Raw genomic sequence first — 21321 nt, 5'->3', positions numbered from 1 at the left:
GATGGATCCGCTCTTGCGGCAAAGAGTCCAAGTGTGCCGTAACAAGAGTCCAATCGGCCCTCTTGTGCCTCAGGCCAACGGCCGACAGGGTCCTGACCGAGGTTCACGTATGCCCCGGCACCCCACCGCTCCTGGAGGACCGATGAACGAGGCACCATCGCAGAACCACAACCCCAACGAGCCCGGTCCGAGCCGCCGTTCGGTCCTGTGGACCGCCGGTGCGGCGGGCGCCGGACTGGGGCTCGGCGGCCTCTCGGCCGGACCGGCCGCGGCGGCCGCACCCGGCGCGGCGGCCACCGCCGCGGCCCCCCGCGCCACCGGCAGGACGATGATCGGAGTGCCCTTCGAGCGGCGCGGCACCGTACGCGTCGGCATCATCGGCCTCGGCAACCGGGGCGGCAGCATGATCGATCTGTTCCTCGCGGTGCCGGGCGTCCGCGTCGTCGCCCTGTGCGACCCGGTGAAGGAGAAGACCGCCAAGGCCGCCAAGAAGGTCACCGACGCGGGGCAGCCGGCGCCTGCCGTCTACACCAAGGGCGACCATGACTTCGAGAACCTCTGCAAGCGGGGCGACATCGACTTCGTCTACGCGGCCACGCCCTGGGACTGGCACTTCGACATGGCGAAGACCGCGATGCTCAACGGCAAACACGTGGGCGTGGAATGCCCCCTGGCGCTGCGGCTGGACCAGCTGTGGGAGCTGGTCGACCTCTCCGAGCGCACCCGCAGACACTGTATGCAGCTGGAGAACTGCTGCTACGGCAAGAACGAGATGCGGGTGCTGCGGATGGCCCATGCGGGCCTGTTCGGCGATCTGCTGCACGGCGCCGGCGCGTACAACCACGATCTGCGCGGCCTGATGTTCGACCCCAAGTACTACGAGGGACCCTGGCGCCGGCTGTGGCACACCCGGCTGCGCGGCGACCTCTACCCCAACCACGGGTTCGGTCCGGTCGCCAACTACATGGACATCAACCGCGGCGACCGCGCCGTACGGATCTCCAGCTTCGGCACCCCCGCCCTCGGTCTCGCCGCCTACCGCAAGGAGCACATGCCGGCGAACGACCCCAGCTGGAAGGAGTCGTACATCGAGAGCGACCGGACGATCAGCCTCGTCCAGACGGCCAAGGGGCGGGTGATCCGGCTGGAGCACGATGTCTCCACCCCGCACCCGTACAGCCGGATCAACAGCCTCGGCGGCACCAAGGGCGTCTTCGAGGACTATCCGGAGCGGATCTATATCGAGCCGGACCAGAGCAACGACGAGTGGGGCGACTTCAGCAAGTACGCGGAGTGGGACCACTGGCTGTGGAAGGAGCACGCCAACCCGCCCGGCGGGCACGGCGGCATGGACTACATGCTGGTCTTCCGGCTCATGCAGTGCATGCGGCTGGGCCTGGTACCGGACTTCGACGTCTATGACGCGGCGACCTGGACCGCGCCGGTGCCGTTGAGCGATCTGTCGATCAAGGCGAAGGGCGCGCCGCAGGAGATCCCCGACTTCACCCGCGGGCTGTGGAAGAAGGCGCGGCCGGGGATGGATTCGCAGAAGCCGGAGGAGTAGGAGGAAGCGCTCCGGGGCCCGGCGGGCGGTGGTGACGCGCCGGCCGGGCCCGGTGCCTCAGGTGTCGCGGGGCCGGCCCGGTGCCTCAGGCGTCGCGGGGCGGGGCGGAGGCGGTGCCCGGTTCGGCCACGGCCTCCTTCGGCGGGTCCGGCACCGGTTCGGCCCGCCGGTGCAGCCGGTCCTGCTCCGCCGGTCCGTCGGCCGGGGCGGCGGCTGGATGTTCGCCGTTCAGGACCTTCTTCGCCGTCACCCGGTCCAGCGCGCCCTCCCAACGGGACACCGCGAAGACCGCGACACAGTTGCCGAGCAGATTGGTCGCCACCCGCATCGAGTCCATGATCCGGTCCACCCCGAGCAGCAGGGCGACCGCGGCGGCCGGGATGACGCCCAGCGCGGAGGCCGTCGCGGACAGCGCGAGGAACGCCGAACCCGGTACGCCCGCCATGCCCTTGCTGGTCAGCATCAGGACCAGCACCACGGTGATCTGCTGACCGAGCGTCAGGTCGACACCGATGGCCTGCGCGATGAAGAGCGTGCCGATGGAGAGGTAGATCGAGGCGCCGTCGAGGTTGAAGGAGTAGCCGGTCGGCAGCACCAGGCCCACCGCGTCGTCCCGGCAACCCGCGGCCCGCAGCTTCTGCATCATCCGCGGCATCACGGTCTCGCTGGAGCCGGTGCCGAGCGCCAGCAGCAGCTCCTCACGGGTGTAGCGGACGAACTTCCACAGGCTCAGCCCGGTGACGGCCTTGAGGGCCCCCGCGAGCAGGACCAGGAAGGCCAGCGCAACGCCGTAACAAACCGCGATCAGCTTGCCGTACGTCGACATCGCGCCCAGGCCGTACTCCCCCACCAGGTGGGCGGTGGCACCGAGGACCGCGAGCGGGGCGAGCCTCATGATGAAACCGACGACGGTGAACACCACGTCCTGGGCCTGCTCAATCAGCGGCAGGAGCTGCGGCACCTTCTTCTGCCCGAGGTGCAGCAGCGCGGCGCCCACCAGGCAGGCCAGCACCAGGACCTGGAGCAGCGAGTTCTCGGCGAACGCGCCGACCGCGCTGTGCGGCAGCGACTCCAGGACGAACTGGGCCGCGGAGGGCAGCTGTCCGCCGCCCGTCTTGGCGTCCACGGCGCCCTTGTCCAGGGTCGCGGGGTCGATATGCATTCCGGCGCCGGGGGTGAAGACATTGGCGGCCAGCAGGCCGACGACGAGCGCGATGCTGGTCGCCACCTCGAACCAGATCAGGGCCTTGACCCCGATCCGGCCAAAGGCCCTGAGGTCGCCCGCCTTGGTGATGCCGGCGACGACCACACAGAAGACCAGGGGCGCGATCATCGCCTTGATCAGGCGGACGAAGCCGTCTCCGAGCGGCTGGAGCGACGAACCCGCCGCCGGCCACAGGCGTCCGACGACAACGCCGAGCGCCAGGGCGATGAGGACCTGGGTGAACAGGCTGGTGCGCAAGTGACGGCCTGCGCGGCGGGCGAGAGTTCCGGTGGCGTGCGGCACGGGCACTCCTCCATGGACGGATTCTGGGATGCGGAAGTGGACTTCCACGGTCCGTCACTATGGCCGCTTGGTGTTCACCACGAAAGAGGGCGGGACAACTTCCCCGGATTCTTGGAGCTTGGTCCAACGCGGATCGCGCACCCCGGAGGGCTTTGGGCGGCGATGACCGCACTCGTCACGTTCGTCCGCGGCGCCGCCGCCGCGCTCAGCCCGCTCAGGCCGCGAGGTGCGCCTTGTCCCCCATGACGACGACGGGGTGCCGCGCCGGATCGAGGGCGCGCAGCAAGGCCCGCATCCCGGCCTTCGGGACGCTGACGCAGGCAGAGGTGCCGCTTCCGTGGTCCAGATGCAGCCAGACTCCGCCGCCCTTGGACTGCCCCTCCGGCCGGGCCGGGTCCAGCGGGGAGGTCCCCTTGACGCGGTTGTAGTTGATCGCGACGACATAGTCGAAGTCGTGACGGGTGTTCTTGGACCAGTACGACGGCGGGGTGAACGCCGAGGAGTGGGTGTAGGGCAGCTTGGCGCCGGGGTCCGGGAGCACACCGCCCCCATCGGTCAGCGGGAACACGCCCACGGGGCTGCGCTTGTCCCCCTCGTGATGATTCACCGTCCAGCCACGCCGGCCGTTGTGCGCGTCCCAACTCCCCTTGCGGTCCCAGCCGTTGGTGCCCTTGTCGTAGAGGACGACGGTGGCGTCGGCGGAGTTCACGCCCGCGCCGTAGACCGCCACCACCTGCCGGGAAGCGGCCGGTATCCGTGACCGCAGGGCCGTGCCGACCTCGGGGATGTGCTTGAGGTGTGTGGTGGACGCCCCACCGCGGGCCGGGCCGCCGGGGCGCTCCCCCTTCGCCGCACCGTCATCCTTGCCGCCGCCACCCACACCGCCGCCGCAGCCCGCCAGAAGAACCAGCCCCGCCGCGACCACCGCCGCCATCCGCATCGCCCTGCCCGCTGTCCGCATGGCCCCCATGCTCGCACCCCGCGGACCACTGATCACCGCACGATTGTCCGAATCACATGGCCACAGCGGAAAAACCGTTTGAAATCCGCCCAGTCCGCGGGCCAACCTTCCAGAACCTCCACCGACGACGAGCATGCGCGGAGGGGCATTTCGCCTGCCGGGACGGCCTGCTGCCGCCCCCTCACCACGACTCCGGCTGGAACACCATGCACCTTCGTGACCTTCCGCACCCCGACCCGGGCGTCCCGGACGTCCGTACGGGCGGCGCCTTCCTCCGGTGGCTCTGCCGACAGCAGCTCGGCGGCCAGCTCAAGGCCCTGGCCTGGGGGCTGGTGAACATCGGTGCCATCGCCGCCTCGCCGCTGCCGGTGGGCCTCGCCGTGCAGGCCGTGGTGGACCGCGACGGCGGGCGGCTCCTCCTGGCCGGCGGCCTGATCCTGGCCCTGGGCGCGCTGGTCGCGGCCGGCGACACCATGCTCCACCGCGCGGCCGTCACCAACTGGATCACCGCCGTCGCCCGGATGCAGCAACTGCTCGCCCGCAAGACCACCGAACTGGGCTCGGTCATGACCCGCCGGGTGGCGGCCGGCGAGATCGTCACCGTCAGCACCGGCGACCTGGAGAAGATCGGCTGGTTCGTCGAAGCCCTCTCCCGGTTCGCCGCGGCGGCCCTGATCACCCTCGGCGTCTCGGTCGCCCTGGCCTTCTACCAGCCGGAACTGGGCATCCTGGTGGCCGTCGCGGTACCCGTACTCGCGCTGGCCGTCCTGCCGCTGCTGCCGCCCGCCACCCGGCGCGCCGACGCCCAGCGCGAGAAGGCCGGCCAGGCCACCGAGCTGGCCTCCGACACCGTCGCCGGGCTGCGCGTCCTGCGCGGCATCGGCGGCGAGGAACTCTTCCTCGGCCGCTACCGCCGCGCCTCCCAAGAGGTTCGCAAGGCTGCCGTCCGCAGCGCCCGGATGTGGGCCCTGATCTCGGCCGTCCAAGTACTGCTGCCGGGCCTGCTGCTCATCGCGGTGGTCTGGTACGGCGCCCGGCTCGCCCTCGACGGCACCATCGCCGTCGGCGATCTCGTCACCCTCTACAGCGCGGTCACCTTCCTGCTCTTCCCGCTGCGGCGCTTCGAAGAGATCGCCCAGGCCTACTCCTTCGCCAAACCCTCCGCGAAGCGCACGGCCCGCGTCCTGGCCCAGCACCGGCCGGCCGGCGGCCCGGCCACGGACCAGGGCACGACGCCCACCGGCGCACTGCACGACCCGGTCACCGGCCTGACTGCCCCGGCCGGCCGGCTGACCGCGGTGGTCTGCGGCGACCCCGACGCCGCGGGCCGGCTCGCCGAACGCCTCGGCGGACACCCGCCGCAGGACGGCGAGGACGGCGCGGACCGAGCAGACGGAGCCGGTCTGTCCGTCGTCCTGGGCGGCACCCCGCTCGACGATCTGCCACGGGACACCGCCCGCAGGGCCGTACTCGTCCAGGACAAGGACCCGATGCTGCTCTCCGGCACCCTCGGCGAGCTGCTCGACGTCCCGGCCTCCGGGCGGGTGGGTGCGACGGACGCACTGGCCGCGGCCCAGTGCGGCGATGTGCTGACTGCGCTGGCACAGTCCTCGGCCGACGATTCGGGCGACCCGATGCACACGTACATCACCGAGCGCGGACGGTCGCTGTCCGGCGGGCAGCGACAGCGGCTGGCCCTGGCCCGCTCGCTGGTCACCGACCCGGAGGTGCTGGTCCTCGACGAGCCGACCAGCGCCGTCGACGCCCACACCGAGGCCCGGATCGCCGACGGTCTGCGGACGATCAGGACCGGCCGGACAACGGTCGTGTTCACCTCCAGCCCGCTCCTCCTGGACCGGGCCGATCAGGTGGTGTTCCTCCAGGAGGGCAAGGCCGTCGCCACGGCCGGCCACCGCGAACTGCTGCACAGCCACCCCGCCTACCGCGCCGTCGTCACCCGCGAAACGGACCCCGAGCCGGCGCTGTCGACCGGCCAGACCGAGGAGACCGCATGATCGGCCTGGCGCCCCCGGAACACGATCCGGACGCCCCGCAGACCCTCACGACCCTCCCCGTCGGCTCACCGGCCACCGTCCGCGGCTACGTCCGCGGCCTGATCCGCCGTCACCGCGGGGCGTTCACGGTGCTGATCGCCGTCAACGCGGCCGCGGTGATCGCCTCCATGGCCGGCCCGTATCTGCTCGGCGGCATCGTCGAAGAGCTGTCCGCGGGCGCCCGCGACCTCCCACTGGGGCGCACGGTCGCGGTGTTCGCCGTCGCGCTGGCCGCCCAGACGGTGTTCGTCCGTACGGTCCGGCTGCGCGGGGCGATGCTCGGCGAGCGGATGCTGGCGGATCTGCGGGAGGACTTCCTCGTACGGTCGGTGGCGCTGCCGCCGGGCGTACTGGAGCGGGCCGGCACCGGCGATCTGCTGTCGCGGATCACCACGGACATCGACCGGCTCTCCAGCGCGATGCGCGAGGCCGTACCGCAGCTGGCCATCGGCGTGGTGTGGGTGGTGCTGCTGCTCGGCGGGCTGACCGTGACCGCGCCGCCGCTGGCCCTGTCCGTGCTGGTCGCGCTGCCGCTGCTGATCGTCGGCTGCCGCTGGTACTTCAAGCGGGCGCCGGGCGCCTATCGTTCGGAGGCCGCCGGATACGCCGCGGTGTCCGCCGTGCTCACCGAGTCCGTGGACGCGGGGCGTACGGTCGAGGCCCACCGGCTGGGTGCCCGCCGGATCGCGCTGTCGGAGCGCCGCATCCGGGAGTGGACCCAGTGGGAGCGCTACACACTCTTTCTGCGCTCGGTGCTCTTCCCCGTCATCGATATGGCGCATGTGCTGCTTCTGGCCTCGGTGTTGCTGCTCGGCGGCGCCTTCGTCCTGGAGGGCTGGATCAGTCCCGGGCAGCTGACGACGGGGGCGCTGCTGGCGCAGATGATCATCGACCCGGTGGGCATCATCGTGCGCTGGTACGACGAGCTACAGGAGGCCCAGGTGTCCATCGCGCGACTCGTCGGCGTCCGGGAGATCGCCCCGGAGGCCACCGAGGCGGACCGGCACCCGGACGGCCGGGACGTCCACGCCGACCGGGTGAGCTTCGGCTACCGCGCGGACGTCGATGTGCTGCGCGAGGTCTCGCTGCGGGTGCGCCCGGGGAGCCGGCTGGCGCTGGTCGGACCGTCCGGCGCCGGCAAATCGACGCTGGGCCGGCTGCTGGCCGGCATCTACGGGCCCCGCGTCGGCAGCGTCACCCTGGGCGGCGCCGAGCTCTCCAGGATGCCGGCCGAGCGGCTCCGCGAGCAGGTGGCCCTGGTCAACCAGGAACACCATGTCTTCGTCGGCTCGCTCCGCGACAACCTCCTGCTGGCGCGCACCGGAGCGGCCGATGCCGAACTGTGGGCCGCGCTCGGCGCGGTGGACGCCGACGACTGGGCGCGGGCCCTGGACAAGGGGCTGGACACCGAGGTCGGCTCGGGCGGACACGCCCTGACCCCCGCCCAGGCCCAACAGATCGCGCTGGCCCGGTTGGTACTGGCCGATCCGCACACCCTCGTACTGGACGAGGCGACCTCCCTGCTCGACCCGAGGGCGGCCCGCCACCTGGAGCGCTCGCTGGGAAGAGTGCTGGACGGCCGCACTGTAGTGGCCATCGCGCACCGGCTGCATACCGCACATGACGCCGATGTGATCGCGGTCGTCGAGGACGGCCGGATCAGCGAACTGGGCAGCCACGACGAACTGGTCGCCGCCGGCGGTGCGTACGCGGCGCTCTGGCGGTCCTGGCACGGCTGATGTGGGGGCCCGGCCCTGAATTGGCGCCACAGCAGCCGGTACGGCACGGCGGCGCGGACCTCATGAAGTCCGCGCCGCCGTTTCGATGTGCGGAACGAGTCAGCCCGCGGAACCGCCGCGCATGGCCTTGCGCAGGTCCCTCGTCTGCTGCGCCAGCGTCTTCAGGTCGATCTTCTTGAGGGAACGCGTGGACGCCTCACCCACACCGAGCACGTCACCGACCGAGGTGCTGTCGGCCCAGACGCACAGGGGGACGTAGTCGCCGCCGCCCTCGGCGACCCCACAACGCAGCACGGCTCCCTTCGCGTCGGGGTCCTGGAGGTCGAAGTCCTTCGGCGCGACAGCCATCGAGTTCGGGCCGAAGGCCGCCGTCACCCGCTGCGCCGGGTCGGACACCGCACCGGCACCGGTGTGCACGCCCAGGGTGACCGAGGGCCGGTTCTGCGGGCGGTAGACCGCATCGGTCTGGATCAGGCCCTTCAACTCCGGGTACAGCGCGGGCTTCCGCTTCTCCGGCGGGTACATCTGCGCGGTGGCCTTCGCGTCATAACGAAGTTCCGCCGGGCCCGACTTCACCACCTTGGGGGTGGTCAGCTTCACTCCCTTGGGGTTGCTCTCCCCCTGGCCCTGGTCCTCGCCCTGGCCCTCGCCCTGATTCTGTTCCCGCTCCTGGCTCTGTTCCCCTCCCTGGCTCTGCCGCTGCCCCTTTCGCGCCTCTGTGTCGTCTCCACCACCAAGCTGCGACCAGGCCAGATAGCCACCCCCGGCGAGCAGCACGACGGCAACCAGGACGACGGTGAGGATCAGTCCGGTGCGGCGCCGGGGAGGCGGCGGAGGCGGCGGCGCGAAGCCCGGGCCGCCACCCTGGCCCGGCAGTCCGGTCGGCGGTGTCGTGCCGTTCTGCGGCGCAACCGGTGCACCGGGGTAGGACGGCAGCGGGGCGCCAAATCCGGATGGTGGTGTCTGCGGCGGCTGGTGGGTCACAGTTGTCGATTCCCTCGTTGTCGGGTGGTCGGTTGGCCGGTTGGTCGTTGGTCGGTTGGTCGTTGGTCGGTTGCAGGAGCCCGGACATCCTTCCGTATCGCTCGAAGTCGCCGACGTCAGGGGGCCGGTGCGGGACGCCGTGGGCGGCCACCCACCCGGCCGGTGGCGGACGCTCGTCCAACCGGCATCACGTACTCGTGAGGATCACGAGTCGCTGGGTCGCCCGGGTCATCGCGACATATCGGTCGACCGCTCCTTCGACGCCCTGGCCGAACTCCTCCGGGTCGACGAGGACGACCAGGTCGAACTCCAGCCCCTTCGTCAGCTCCGGGGGCAGCGACCGGACGCGGGCGGTCGGCCGGAAGGCGGGATCGCCGATGACGCAGGCGATCCCCTCGCTCTGTGCGGCGAGCCAGGTGTCGAGGACCGAGTCCAGGTCCGAGGTGGATCCGTGGACGACGGGGATGCCGCTGCTCCGGATGGAGGCCGGCACATTGGCGTCCGGGAGCACGGCCCGGATGACCGGCTCGGCCTCCGTCATGACTTCTTCCGGCGTCCGGTAGTTGATGCTCAGGGAAGCCAGGCCGACCCGGTCGAGACCGACCCGCTCCAGCCGTTCCTGCCACGACTCCGTGAAGCCGTGCCTGGCCTGAGCACGGTCCCCGACGATGGTGAAGCTCCGGGACGGGCAGCGGAGCAGCAGCATCTGCCACTCCGCGTCGGTCAGTTCCTGCGCCTCGTCCACGACGATATGCGCGAACGGGCCTGCGAGCAGGTCCGGTTCGACGCTGGGCAGGGCGGACTCATCGACCAGAGTGTCCCGCAGGTCCTGTCCGCGCAGCATCGTCACCGCACCCTCACCGTCGTCATCGGCCGCGAGCACGTTGTCGATGACGTCCGCCATCCGCTCACGTTCGGCCGCGACCGCGGCCCGGTGCCGGCGCTGTCGCAGTGCCGTCTCCCGGTCGCCGAGCCGCTGCCGTGCCGCGTCCAGGAGCGGCAGGTCGGACACCGTCCAGGCGTGCGGCGCGTCCTTGCGCTGCAACTTGCGTACCTCGTCCGGACTGAGCCACGGAGCGCACATCCGCAGATAGGCCGGCACCGACCACAGGTCTCCGACGAGATCGGCCGCTTCCAGCAGCGGCCAGGCGCGGTGGAGGGTGGTCACCAGTTCCTCGTCGCGCAGCAGCGACCTGCGGAAGACGTCCGGCGAGACCTCACCGCCGTACTTGTCCCGCAGGATCGTGAGCAGTTCCTCCCAGATCTGCTCGCGCGCCTCGTTGTGCGGCGTGCCTGGTTCCGGTGCGTCGAATGCCTCGGCCCAGTCGTCGGCGCTCAGCCAGATATCGGCCCAGTCGGTCGTGACCGTCATGCCCTCGGCGGGCGGCTCTTCGTAGAGCCTGACGGCCGCCTCGATCGCCTGCACCAGCTTCGCCGACGACTTCAGGCGCAGCACGTCCGGATCGGTCTCGATCGCTGCGGTGGCCCCCTCGGCGACCAGGTCCCGCAGGGTGCAGGTCTGCACGCCCTCCTCGCCAAGGCTGGGCAGGACGTCGGCGACATAGGCCAGGTAGGGCCGGTGCGGACCGACGAACAGCACGCCGCCCCGGCGGTGACCGAGGCGGGGGTCGGAGTAGAGGAGGTAGGCGGAACGGTGCAGCGCGACGACGGTCTTCCCCGTACCCGGACCGCCGTCGACGACCAGAGCGCCGCGGGATCCCGCACGGATGATGGCGTCCTGATCGGCCTGGAGGGTGCCGAGCACATCGCGCATCCGTGCCGACCTGTTGCCGCCCAGGCTCGCGATGAAGGCGGACTGATCGTCGAGCGCGGCATGCCCGGCAAACCCGTCCGAGGTGAACACCTCGTCCCAGTAGTCGCTGATCCGGCCGCGGGTCCACCGATACCTGCGGCGGCTGGCCAGCCCCATCGGGTTGGCGTGGGTGGCACCGAAGAACGGCTCGGCCGCGGGAGACCGCCAGTCGAGCAGCAGCCGGCGCCCCGCACTGTCCGTCAGGCCAAGCCGTCCGACGTACACCGGCTCGGGGTCGTCCGCGCTCACCATGTGCCCGAGACACAGATCCAGTCCGAAGCGGCGCAGTGCACGCAGCCGCGCGGTCAGCCGGTGGATCTCCGCGTCCCGGTCCATCGCCTGCCGGCCGACGCCGCCGGGCGCCCGGCGCTCGGCCTCGAGACGGTCGGACAGTTCGGCGATCGTCTGGTCAAGGCTCTCCGCGAGGGCCGCGAAGTGCTGCTCGTCCCCGGCGATCAGCGCCGGGTCGGCCTTGGGGGAAAGGCGGTCGGGAAGGTCAAACACGGTGGTGGTCAGCGGGTTCACGGTGTTGGCTCCGATCTGGGGGGCGTGGGGGCGTGGGGCGGGGTGAGGGTTGTGGAACGGCGGGGTGGGGCTGGTGGCCGTGAGGGGGGCGAGGGGAGTGACGGGCAGGGCGGGCGCGACGGCATGGCGGGCGGGACGGGCGCGACTCGCGACGGGCGGCGCTCCGCCGGGTATGGGCCCGTGTTCGTTGTTGGTCCAGGCCGTGGCGTTGTTGCTTGAGCCCGCTGTGGTTGTCGGTTCAGGTCGCCTGGGTCTGTTGCCAGGGTCTGTTGCCAGGGTCTGTTGCCAGGGTTTGGGGCTGATGGTGGTGCTGTTCCGGGTCCGGCTGAACGATCCGACCGGGTTACACGGACATCACATCGCCGGCTTCTCTCGGGTGACCGCGTCGTGCAGCAGCTTCGCGGCCACCGCCGCCCCGTCGGTGCGGATCGTGCCGGCCACGGCCTTCGCTCGTACGTGGGTCTCGGGGGTCAGGGTCGTCCTGAGCGCGGCGGACAGGGAGTTGAGAGTCGGTGTCGGACCGTCGTGTGCCGTGCCGATGCCCAACTCGGCCACCCTGCGGGCCCAGTACGGCTGGTCCGCCGCCTGGGGCACCACTACCTGAGGCGCGCCGGCCAGGGCAGCCGTCATCGTGGTGCCCGCGCCGCCGTGGTGCACTACGGCGGCCACCCGGCGGAAGAGTGCCTGCTGGTTGACCTCGCCGACGACGAAGCAGTCGTCCCGGCCGTCGATCAGGTCCAGGCCGGCCCAGCCGCGCCTGACGAGTACGCGGCGGCCCTGCGCCCGGACCGCCTCGATGGCCACCCGGGCGATGTCCGTGGAGGCGTGCAGGGGCATGCTGCCGAAGCCCACGTACACCGGTGGTTCACCGGCGCCCAGGAACGCCTCCAGACCGTCCGGGAGGGGACGTCCGTCGGGCCGGATCCACGCACCGGTCTGCACAACATCGAGGTCCGCCGGCTCCTGCCACGGGTCCAGAACCGAGTCCGTCGCCAACCACGGCCGGTCGCCGACGACATAGGCGCGGACGTTGTCCACCGGGGGCAGACCGATGGACGCCCGGTTGATGTTGAGCGCCGCACCGAACAGCACATTGATGCTCTCCGCGTCCATGTCCCACAGCACCCGGTTGTCGGTCACCCCCGGCGGGAACGGCCGGCCCGGATACGCCAGCGGCGGGTGGTGCGGCGACGGCAGACCGAGCTGCTGGAAGGTCACGGACACGGAGCGGATGCCCAGCTTCTCGGCCACCGACAGCGCCCCGGCCACGGCCGGCAGCATGCCGGTCGCCACCAGCACATCGCATCCCTCGGCCGCCGCGGTGACCGCACCGAGCTGCTCGGCGATCAACTCGGCCGCGTAACGGGGCAGGGCCGACGGCGGCGGCGCCGCAGCCGTCAGCTCACGCGCCGACGGCCCAACAGGCACCAGCGGCACGCCGACCCCGGCCAGCAGGTCCCCGAACTCCTCATCCGGCGGCGCACACACCCGCACCTCCGCACCGAGCGCCCGCAACTGCACCGCGAGCCCCACCAGCGGTTCAACGTCCCCGCGCGACCCATACGTGGACAACACCACACGCATTTCGTCTCCCCCATTTTCCTGCATTCCGGCTCAGGCCGGTGATTCTGCGGCACAACGGGGGCCTTGCCGCAAGCCCCCCAGTGCGCTATATCTTGAGAGTGGAAAGGAGCGGGGGATCTCCTTTCCTTTTCTTTTTCCTCCGCCGCACTCTCTTGCGGTAGGTCAGTACGTCGGCAGGCCGGCTTCATACTCCAGCTGTAGCTCGCGATCAGGCTCGCTTGAGGCCGGTGCGCGGTGCTGCTCTACGCTGCTCTTCATGATCGCCCAGTTGCAGTGTGTGGTGTTGGACTGTGCCGATGTCGATGAGCTGTCCCGGTTCTACCAGTCGCTTCTCGGCGGCGTGGTGAACCAGCCGGATCCGCGCTGGTCGCTCGACGACAATTGGGCGACACTCCACACCGACGGTGGGCTCGTGCTGGCCTTCCAGCGGGCGGAAGACCATCAGCCACCACGGTGGCCGGATCCTGTTAGGCCCCAGCAATTCCACCTCGACCTGGGGGTCAAGGACCTGGAACAAGCTCAGAAAGACGTCCTCAATCTGGGCGCCACACTGCTCGATGAGGGCAACGGAAAGCGGAGTTGGCGCATCTTCGCGGATCCCGCAGGACACCCATTCTGTCTCGTCCGGGACTGACGAAACCGGCCTGAGTAACGATCGAACGGTTCCTGGACACCAGGCACCGGGCCGGCTGGGTGACCGGTAACGAGGTCTGCGGCGGGGCGCAGGAACAAGCACCGTGAAGCACCCTGAAGCCCCATGTAGCCCGACTAACAAGACTTGAGCAGGGTCAGCGAACGCGTGGTCAGAACCAGTGCAGGCAGTGCGGGGAGCGGTCGGCGCGGAAGAGGGCGTCGGCGAGGGTGGCCGCGCCCGGCCGGTGGGCCCGGACGTGTCCGGCACGTATGAGCGTGCTCGGGGCGGTGCCGCCTAGGTAGACCGAGCCGAGGTCGCTCACGTCCATGGACAGGTCGGGCTCCCGGTCCGTCGGAACGCAGTCGGCCTTGCTGTCCCGGACGGTCAGCAGGTAGCGGCCGTGCTCGCCGAGGAACGGATCGTCGACGTCGAGGACGAGTTCGCCATCCATGAACCAGCCGCGACACCACCGCATTGGTGACCCGCCGTGCCCTGCCGTGACCTGCGTACACCGGAGAAGGGGCGCCGGCTCGGAGGCATCTACTGCTTGGCAGACGGCAACGTAGCGGGCCGAGCGCGAGAGGTCAGATATAGCCGAGTCAGATATAGCCGAGCGCGCCCAGACCGCTGAGGCCGCCGAGCACCATGAACAGCGGCATCAGCACCTTCAGCTCCACCCAGCTGCCGGCCTTGAAGCGCATGCCCTTGGGCGGGCCGACGGGGTACCAGCGCTTGCGGCCTATCGGGATGGGCCACAGGACGGGGCAGCCGGAAACGGTCAGGGCGTCGCCGATGTCATGGACCAGCGCGCCGAGGACGACCGGCAGGCCCAGCCAGAGGTACTGCTGCCCCGGCTCGGTGAACAGCCAGCTCGCGCCATTGCCCGGCTGGTCGAGAATGCCGGCCAGGATCCACGCCGAGGCCGCGCCCAGCAGCCACACCAGTACGTCGCTGGAGACCCGTGCCGCCCGCCACAGCAACCCCTCGATGGCGAGCACCATATGGACGAAGAGGATGCCGAGTACCGCCCAGCGCCCGCCCTGCATCGCCAGCAGCGACATCCCGCCGCCGACCAGCACGGCCCACACCCAGGTGTGGGTGAGAGTGCGGTGGCCTCCGTTGCGGTTCGAGTCGCCACGCATCTTTGTCGCCTTGTAGACCGCGTGCGAGATGGCGTCGACCACCTCGCACAACATCCGCGACAGCGGCCCGAACGCCCGGGAAATGGTCGCGGACTTGTGGTCGAGGTCCGGGGCAAGCGCCGCTCCGGCACAGATCAGAGCCCCACAGACGAGCACCGGCCAGGGCATCGGATGTCCAGCGGCAGCCGCCGCCGCACCCACCCCCAGCCAGGCCGCGGCCCCGGACAGCGAGTGCGCCGGTCCCATCATGGTTCTTCCCACCCCTTGTTTCTCTTGCGCATGTCCACCTGCGCGGCACTTCGCTCCCGCACCGCTGAGCCGCGCCACTGACGCCCGGTCGGCGACTCAGCGTAGCGCCAGATGATCTCCGCCCGAGGAGCGGGTAAACCTATTCCTTCCCACCCGGCCGGGCCAGCCCGCTGTGGCTGGGCGGAGGCATGGGGTGCCCGAGGAGCGCTGGTTGTCTATGACGCAGCCCTGATGCAGTCCTGACGCAACGTCAGCTTCTCTGCGGGGGGACGGCTACAGCGCGTTGCTGGGGCGAGGGCGAAGGGACAAGGAAGGCGGAAACGGCGGCCAAAGGGGCGAGCAGGGGTGGAGCGACGGGGACGAGCAGACGTGGGCGGATGAAACCAGAAGGGCGAGCAAAGGCCGCAGGACGAAGAGGGCGCGCGTGCACGGGGGAGGGCGAGGGGCGGCGGGGGTGAGGTGAGCGAGGTGAGGGAACTGGGGGGTGGGGGAACTGGGGGGTGGGGGAACTGGGGGGTGGGGGGGCGGGCGCGGCGTGGAGGATACGCAGCCGGCGACAGGACGACTATGGGGGCCAGTGACAGAGGGTGGGTGAGGTGGGACGGGGCGGGCTCCGGGGGGCTCCCCCTCCCCCCTCTCCCCACCCCTCCGCCACCACCACCGCCCCCGCTCGCTCTCACGGCCAGGCACCCCCATCCCCCGACGCCTCGATCGCGTCACGCCCCGGTCGCACGTCACCCAGCCCCACGTCCCCCGCCGCCGAAGGGGCACCGCTCCCCCGCCTCTGCACCCGCCAACCGCGGGTGATCTCCGCCACGCACCGCGCACGCTGCCGCGCCAGCACGCCTCAGCCACGACAGTGCGTTCCCAATCGTGTACGGGTTGTAAAGACCTTGCACGGAAGCCTCCCTCGATGCCGAGGCCACCCAGAGCAGCAAGGCACCGCCCCGGTCTCACCGCCCTCTGCGTCGCAGGTCCGCTCACCCCGGCGAGGGGCAGCCGACCCCCGGGCGTAGTGACCCACGTTTCCGCAGGTCAGGGCGGGTGCCGTGAGAGTTCGCAGGGCCACCACCGCGACCTCCAAGGAAAGGGCCGGACCGCAGAGCGACCCATATGCGGCGCCGTCGATCTTTGGTTGGGTTTCCCTTTGGCCGCCGGTTCCCTGATCTGGGGCGAAGACAGGCAGTATGGGGGGCGTGACCCTCATCGATCATCTTCCGAATGACGCCGACCCCGATGCCCTCTTCGAAGCCTTTTCGAGCTGGGCCGAGCAGCAGGGCATCTCGCTCTACCCTGCCCAGGAGGAGGCGCTGATCGAGGTGGTCTCCGGAGCGAACCTCATCCTGTCCACCCCCACCGGCTCCGGTAAGAGCCTGGTGGCGGCCGGCGCGCACTTCACCGCTCTCGCCAATGATCAGGTCACCTTCTACACCGCGCCCATCAAGGCGCTGGTCTCGGAGAAGTTCTTCGATCTATGCAAGCTGTTCGGCACCGAGAACGTCGGCATGCTCACCGGTGACGCATCGGTCAACGCCGACGCGCCGGTCATCTGCTGCACCGCCGAGGTGCTCGCCTCGATAGCGCTGCGGGACGGCAAGGACGCTGACATCGGCCAGGTCGTGATGGACGAGTTCCACTTCTATGCCGAGCCGGACCGCGGCTGGGCATGGCAGATTCCGCTGCTCGAACTGCCGCAGGCGCAGTTCATTCTGATGTCGGCGACGCTCGGCGACATGTCGCGCTTCGAGGAGGATCTGACCCGGCGCACGGGGAAGCCGACGTCGGTGGTGCGCTCGGCCACCCGGCCGGTGCCGCTGTCGTACGAGTACCGCACGACGGCGCTGACGGAGACGCTCACCGAACTGCTGGAGACCCGCCAGTCTCCGGTCTACATCGTGCACTTCACTCAGGCCGCCGCCGTGGAGCGGGCGCAGGCACTGATGAGCATCAATATGTGTACGCGTGCCGAGAAGGACGAGATCGCTCAGCTCATCGGGAACTTCCGGTTCACCACGAAGTTCGGCCGCAACCTGTCGCGGTATGTCCGCCATGGCATCGGCGTGCACCACGCCGGCATGCTGCCGAAGTACCGCCGGCTCGTCGAGAAGCTGGCGCAGGCGGGTTTGCTGAAGGTCATCTGCGGTACGGACACGCTCGGCGTGGGCGTCAATGTGCCTATCCGTACGGTGTTGTTCACCGCGCTGACCAAGTACGACGGCTCGCGGGTGCGGACGCTGCGGGCGCGGGAGTTCCATCAGATCGCCGGCCGCGCCGGGCGGGCGGGCTTCGACACGGCGGGCTTTGTGGTCGGGCAGGCTCCCGAGCATGTCGTGGAGAACGAGAAGGCGCTGGCGAAGGCGGGCGACGACCCCAAGAAGCGCCGGAAGGTGGTGCGCAAGAAGGCTCCGGAGGGCTTCGTCAACTGGGGCGAGAACACCTTCGAGAAGTTGATCGCTTCCGACCCCGAGCCGCTGAACTCCCGTTTCCGGGTGACGCACACGATGCTGTTGTCCGTGATCGCCCGGCCGGGAAATGCCTTCGAGGCGATGCGCAAGCTTCTCGAGGACAATCATGAGCCGCGCAGGAACCAGCTCAGGCACATCCGGCGGGCCATCGCGATCTATCGCTCGCTGGTGGACGGCGGGATCGTGGAACGGCTGGCGGAGCCGGACGCGGAGGGCCGGATCGTCCGGCTGACCGTCGACCTTCAGCAGGACTTCGCGCTCAACCAGCCGCTGTCGACGTTCGCCCTGGCCGCGTTCGACCTGCTGGACCCCGAGTCGCCGTCCTACGCGCTGGACATGGTCTCGGTGGTGGAGTCCACGCTGGACGATCCGCGACAGATCCTGGCCGCGCAGCAGAACAAGGCGCGGGGCGAGGCGGTCGCCCAGATGAAGGCCGATGGCGTCGAGTACGAAGAGCGCATGGAACGGCTCATGGACGTCGAGTACCCCAAGCCGCTGGAAGAGCTGCTCTTCCACGCCTACGGGCTCTACCGCAAGAGCCACCCGTGGGTCGGCGACCACCCGCTGTCGCCGAAGTCGGTCATCCGCGATATGTACGAACGCGCCATGACGTTCACGGAGTTCACGTCCTTCTACGAGCTGGCGCGTACCGAGGGGATCGTGCTGCGCTACCTGGCGAGTGCGTTCAAGGCGCTGGATCACACCGTGCCGGACGATCTGAAGTCCGAGGACTTCGAGGACATCATCGCCTGGCTGGGCGAGATGGTGCGGCAGGTGGACTCCAGTCTGCTGGACGAGTGGGAGCAGCTCGCCAATCCGGAGGTGGAGACGGCGGAGCAGGCCGCGGAGCGGGCGGATCAGGTCCGGCCGGTCACGTCCAACGCGCGGGCATTCCGGGTGCTGGTGCGCAATGCGATGTTCCGGCGGGTGGAGCTGGCGGCGCTGGACAAGGTCAAGGAGCTCGGCGAGATGGATGCCGAGTCCGGCTGGGACGTGGACGCCTGGGGCGAGGCGATGGATGCCTACTGGGACGAATACGACGAGCTGGGCACCGGTCCGGATGCGCGCGGCCCGAAGCTGCTTCAGATCGAGGAGGATGCCGCGCACGGGCTGTGGAAGGTGCGGCAGACTTTCGCCGACCCGAACGGTGATCACGACTGGGGCATCTCCGCGGAGGTGGATCTGGCCGCCTCCGACGAGGAGGGACGCGCGGTCGTGCGGGTCACGGACGTGGGTCAGTTGTAAGGCGGCGGCTTCGGCCGAAGCCGCCGGACGATGTGACGGAGGGCCACCGGTCATGACCAATCCTGCCGAGAGGCTGGTCGATCTGCTGGATCTCGAGCAGATCGAGGTGAACATCTTCCGGGGCCGCAGTCCCCAGGAATCGCTACAGCGGGTCTTCGGCGGGCAGGTCGCGGGCCAGGCGTTGGTGGCGGCCGGGCGGACCACGGAAGGGGACCGCCCGGTCCACTCGCTCCATGCGTACTTTCTGCGGCCCGGCCGCCCGGGGGTGCCGATCGTGTACCAGGTCGAGCGGGTCCGCGACGGGCGGTCCTTCACCACCCGCCGGGTCGTGGCCGTCCAGCAGGGACGCACGATCTTCAATCTGACCGCCTCCTTTCACAAGCCGGAGCCCGGCTTCGATCATCAGTTGCCGATGCGCCGGGCGGTGCCCGACCCGGAGGAACTGCCGACGGTCGCGGACGAGGTCCGCGAGCGCCTACGCGATCTGCCCGAGGGTCTGGAGCGGATGGCGCGCCGGATGCCGTTCGAGATCCGGTATGTCGACCGGCTGCGCTGGACACCGGACGAGATCGAGGGCGCGGAGGCGCGCAGCGCGGTGTGGATGCGCGCGGTCGGGCCGCTGGGCGACGATCCGCTCGTCCACACCTGCGCGCTGACCTACGCCAGCGATATGACGCTGCTGGACGCCGTCCGCATCCCCGTCGAACCGCTCTGGGGGCCGCGCGGGTTCGACATGGCCTCGCTCGACCACGCGATGTGGTTTCACCGCCCGTTCCGCGCGGACGAGTGGTTCCTCTACGACCAGGAGTCGCCGATCGCCACCGGCGGCCGGGGCCTGGCCCGCGGGCGGATCTACGACCGCGAGGGCAGGCTGTTGGTATCGGTCGTCCAAGAGGGGTTGTTCAGGAAACTCGGCGGCTGACCGGGGCGGGCGGCGGAGGTCGCGGCGGCGGGTGTCCGCAGGCGTCCCGGGGCTTCCCTGCGGGCCGCTTCGAGTTCGCGGGAGAGGTTGACGCGGTACCACATCACCTCGTCGAAGTCGTCCGCCGTCAGCACGCGCTCGTAGGATTCCCGGGCGGCCGGGGTCACCGTGATCACGGATGCCAGAACGGGCCTGAGCCGGCGCAGCAGGGCCCGCTCCCGCGGATCCTCGGCCACCGAGGCGAGTTCCTCCGGGGGCAGTACGGCGGCGATCACCGCGGCCGCTTCCCAGGGGTCGTCGGTCTGGCCCATGAGCTGGGCGACCCGTCGGCTGCGCCACTGGCGGGCCCGCCAGTCCTGTCCGCTGTCGAGCATCACCCGCATCGCCGCGGGGGTGTTGCCCCGCATCAGGTCGGGTTCACGGTCGGCGAAGTCGGACACCTCGGCCGCGAGATAGAGCCAGACCACCGCGCCGAAGCGGTTCACATAGAACCTGACGGGGCCGAAGCAGCCGGCCCGGGTCAGGCGCAGGACGCGTCCGGGGCCGATGCCCATCAGCGCGGCGGCCTCGTTGGTGCTGACCGTGCGGATCCGTTCGCGGAGCGCGTCCGGGAAGCCGGGCTCGGCCTGGAGGCGGGTGATCTCCTCCGCCGGGACCCGGCGTCGGCCGAGCGATCCGGCGGCTCCGGGCCGGACGTCGGTCCCGGCCGGGACCGTCCGTACCTTTCCGAGCTGGGTGGCGAGCTCGAACTCGCCGTTCCTCAGCTCCAGTTCACGGGCCGCTCGTCCCATCGTGAGCGTCTGCCGCCCGTCGCACATCACTGTCATGTCGTTTCCCCCGCAACTCAGTCGATCACTGACAGTGACGACTGTAGCCGCAGGCGATGACAGCGGGTCAACCCACGCCTCAGACCTGTGGATAACTTTCCGGCTGGCGGGCCGCGACGCCCAGATGTTCACCGACGCGGTTGACCAGCAGCGTCATTTCGTAGGCGACCTGACCCAGGTCAGCGTCGGCCCCGGCCAGCACGCACAGGCAGCTGCCGTCGCCCGCCGCCGTCACGAACAACACCCCGTCGTCGAACTCGACCATGGTCTGCCGCACCCGCCCGATACCGAAGTGGAGCGCCGACCCCTTCGCGAGGCTGTGCAGTCCCGAGGCGACCGCCGCGAGATGCTCGGCGTCGTCCCGCTGGAGCCCTTCGCTCGACCCCGTCACCAGGCCGTCGTTGGAGAGCACCAGCACGTGCCGTACCTTCTCCACCCGCTTGGTCAGGTCGTCCAGCAGCCAGTCGAGTCCGCTGCTCAATGCCATTGCTGCTTCCTCCCCGTGTCATTGCCCGCACTCGTGGCCGGACCGCAGCCCGTGGTCCGTTCGAAGGCCGCCGTGCCAGCCTGTCCCACCTCGGCCGTCTCGGCAAGCGGCCCCTCGGTCCGGCGTGCCAGGGGACACCGGTTCGTGCCGGATGGCCGAGGATGTCGGCATGGCACACAAGATGACGAAGGACGAGTGGCAGAGGTTCCTTTCCGAGGGGACCCGGACCGGCAAGCTGGCGACCGTTCGGGACGACGGCGGCCCGCACCTCGCTCCGGTGTGGTTCCTCATGGACGGTGACGAGCTGGTGTTCAACACCGGGGAGGAGACGGTCAAGGGCCGCAACCTCGCCCGCGACGGCAGGGTGGCACTGTGCGTCGATGATGACCGGCCACCGTTTTCCTTCGTGGTGGTGCACGGCACGGCAGCGATCAGCAGAGATCTGACGGAGGTCCGTCACTGGGCGGCCCGGATCGCGGCCCGCTACATGGGCGAGGAGCGGGCGGAGGAGTTCGGCGCCCGCAACGGCGTGCCGGGCGAGCTGGTGGTGCGGGTCAGGGTCGACAAGGTCATCGCCCTGGCGGACGTGGCGGACTGAGGGCGCACGTGGCGCGGCCCC

General features: G+C 70.3%; 15 protein-coding genes and 1 pseudogene. 7 read left to right on the top strand and 9 right to left on the bottom strand.

Annotated elements, in window-relative coordinates; all coding sequences use genetic code 11:
* The first annotated feature begins 142 nt into the window (after positions 1-142).
* Positions 143-1564, top strand: coding sequence for a Gfo/Idh/MocA family protein (locus AC3EUV_RS25490; protein ID WP_432143763.1), 1422 nt, complete (start codon positions 143-145; stop codon positions 1562-1564).
* Between the two features lie 85 nt (positions 1565-1649).
* Here AC3EUV_RS25490 and AC3EUV_RS25485 read toward each other — a convergent pair whose 3' ends face one another.
* Together AC3EUV_RS25485 and AC3EUV_RS25480 are read right to left on the bottom strand one after the other, a co-directional pair.
* Positions 1650-3071, bottom strand: a complete 1422-nt coding sequence (locus AC3EUV_RS25485) for a cation:dicarboxylate symporter family transporter (RefSeq protein WP_432143762.1) — start codon at positions 3069-3071, stop codon at positions 1650-1652.
* A 214-nt stretch (positions 3072-3285) separates the two neighbouring features.
* Positions 3286-4032 carry a hypothetical protein gene (locus AC3EUV_RS25480; RefSeq protein ID WP_435603980.1) on the bottom strand — a complete coding sequence of 249 codons (747 nt, stop codon included), beginning with the start codon at positions 4030-4032 and terminating at the stop codon, positions 3286-3288.
* A gap of 206 nt (positions 4033-4238) precedes the next feature.
* Between AC3EUV_RS25480 and AC3EUV_RS25475 the strand changes: the two genes are divergently transcribed.
* Positions 4239-6047 (top strand): ABC transporter transmembrane domain-containing protein, encoded by a 1809-nt coding sequence (locus tag AC3EUV_RS25475; RefSeq protein ID WP_435603979.1) that lies wholly within the window; start codon positions 4239-4241, stop codon positions 6045-6047.
* Positions 6044-7825, top strand: coding sequence for an ABC transporter ATP-binding protein (locus tag AC3EUV_RS25470; RefSeq protein ID WP_435603978.1), 1782 nt, complete (start codon positions 6044-6046; stop codon positions 7823-7825). The genes AC3EUV_RS25475 and AC3EUV_RS25470 overlap by 4 nt, the downstream gene beginning before the upstream one ends.
* 99 nt (positions 7826-7924) lie before the next feature.
* On the opposite strand, the gene AC3EUV_RS25465 is transcribed toward AC3EUV_RS25470, so the two are convergent.
* The 3 genes from AC3EUV_RS25465 to AC3EUV_RS25455 form a co-directional block, all read right to left on the bottom strand.
* Positions 7925-8809: a hypothetical protein gene (locus AC3EUV_RS25465; RefSeq protein ID WP_432143758.1), complete on the bottom strand. Its 885-nt coding sequence runs from the start codon at positions 8807-8809 to the stop codon at positions 7925-7927.
* Between the two features lie 187 nt (positions 8810-8996).
* Entirely contained in the window at positions 8997-11147 is a 2151-nt protein-coding gene (gene helR, locus AC3EUV_RS25460; protein WP_435603977.1) for an RNA polymerase recycling motor ATPase HelR, read from the bottom strand.
* A 354-nt stretch (positions 11148-11501) separates the two neighbouring features.
* Positions 11502-12731: a glycosyltransferase gene (locus AC3EUV_RS25455; protein WP_435603976.1), complete on the bottom strand. Its 1230-nt coding sequence runs from the start codon at positions 12729-12731 to the stop codon at positions 11502-11504.
* Between the two features lie 256 nt (positions 12732-12987).
* On the opposite strand from AC3EUV_RS25455, the gene AC3EUV_RS25450 reads away from it, so the two are divergent.
* Positions 12988-13365 carry a VOC family protein gene (locus AC3EUV_RS25450; protein ID WP_432143755.1) on the top strand — a complete coding sequence of 126 codons (378 nt, stop codon included), beginning with the start codon at positions 12988-12990 and terminating at the stop codon, positions 13363-13365.
* A gap of 169 nt (positions 13366-13534) precedes the next feature.
* Here the strand turns inward: AC3EUV_RS25450 and AC3EUV_RS25445 are convergent.
* Positions 13535-13828 (bottom strand): annotated as a pseudogene (locus AC3EUV_RS25445) (sterol carrier protein domain-containing protein); the annotation flags it as partial.
* A 136-nt stretch (positions 13829-13964) separates the two neighbouring features.
* A complete protein-coding gene (locus AC3EUV_RS25440; protein ID WP_127154154.1) occupies positions 13965-14756 on the bottom strand; it encodes a metal-dependent hydrolase in 792 nt (263 codons plus the stop codon).
* 1196 nt (positions 14757-15952) lie between these two features.
* Here AC3EUV_RS25440 and AC3EUV_RS25435 point away from each other — a divergent pair.
* Both AC3EUV_RS25435 and AC3EUV_RS25430 read left to right on the top strand, forming a co-directional pair.
* Positions 15953-18466 (top strand): DEAD/DEAH box helicase, encoded by a 2514-nt coding sequence (locus tag AC3EUV_RS25435; protein WP_432143754.1) that lies wholly within the window; start codon positions 15953-15955, stop codon positions 18464-18466.
* Between the two features lie 52 nt (positions 18467-18518).
* Positions 18519-19388 carry an acyl-CoA thioesterase gene (locus AC3EUV_RS25430; RefSeq protein WP_432143753.1) on the top strand — a complete coding sequence of 290 codons (870 nt, stop codon included), beginning with the start codon at positions 18519-18521 and terminating at the stop codon, positions 19386-19388.
* Here the strand turns inward: AC3EUV_RS25430 and AC3EUV_RS25425 are convergent.
* Both AC3EUV_RS25425 and AC3EUV_RS25420 read right to left on the bottom strand, forming a co-directional pair.
* Complete coding sequence (locus tag AC3EUV_RS25425) at positions 19319-20215, bottom strand: DUF6397 family protein (RefSeq protein WP_432143752.1); 897 nt, start codon at positions 20213-20215, stop codon at positions 19319-19321. The genes AC3EUV_RS25430 and AC3EUV_RS25425 overlap by 70 nt on opposite strands.
* Before the next feature lie 79 nt (positions 20216-20294).
* The gene (locus AC3EUV_RS25420; protein WP_432143751.1) at positions 20295-20702 is read right to left on the bottom strand and encodes a roadblock/LC7 domain-containing protein; all 408 of its coding nucleotides are present in this window, start codon (positions 20700-20702) and stop codon (positions 20295-20297) included.
* Positions 20703-20871: 169 nt separating this feature from the next.
* On the opposite strand from AC3EUV_RS25420, the gene AC3EUV_RS25415 reads away from it, so the two are divergent.
* Positions 20872-21300, top strand: a complete 429-nt coding sequence (locus AC3EUV_RS25415; RefSeq protein ID WP_435603975.1) for a PPOX class F420-dependent oxidoreductase — start codon at positions 20872-20874, stop codon at positions 21298-21300.
* Positions 21301-21321: the final 21 nt, after the last annotated feature.

It is taken from the genome of Streptomyces sp. bgisy130 (assembly GCF_057708345.1).
Note: the sequence above shows the minus strand (reverse complement) of the source record. Positions and strands in the feature narration are given on the sequence as shown.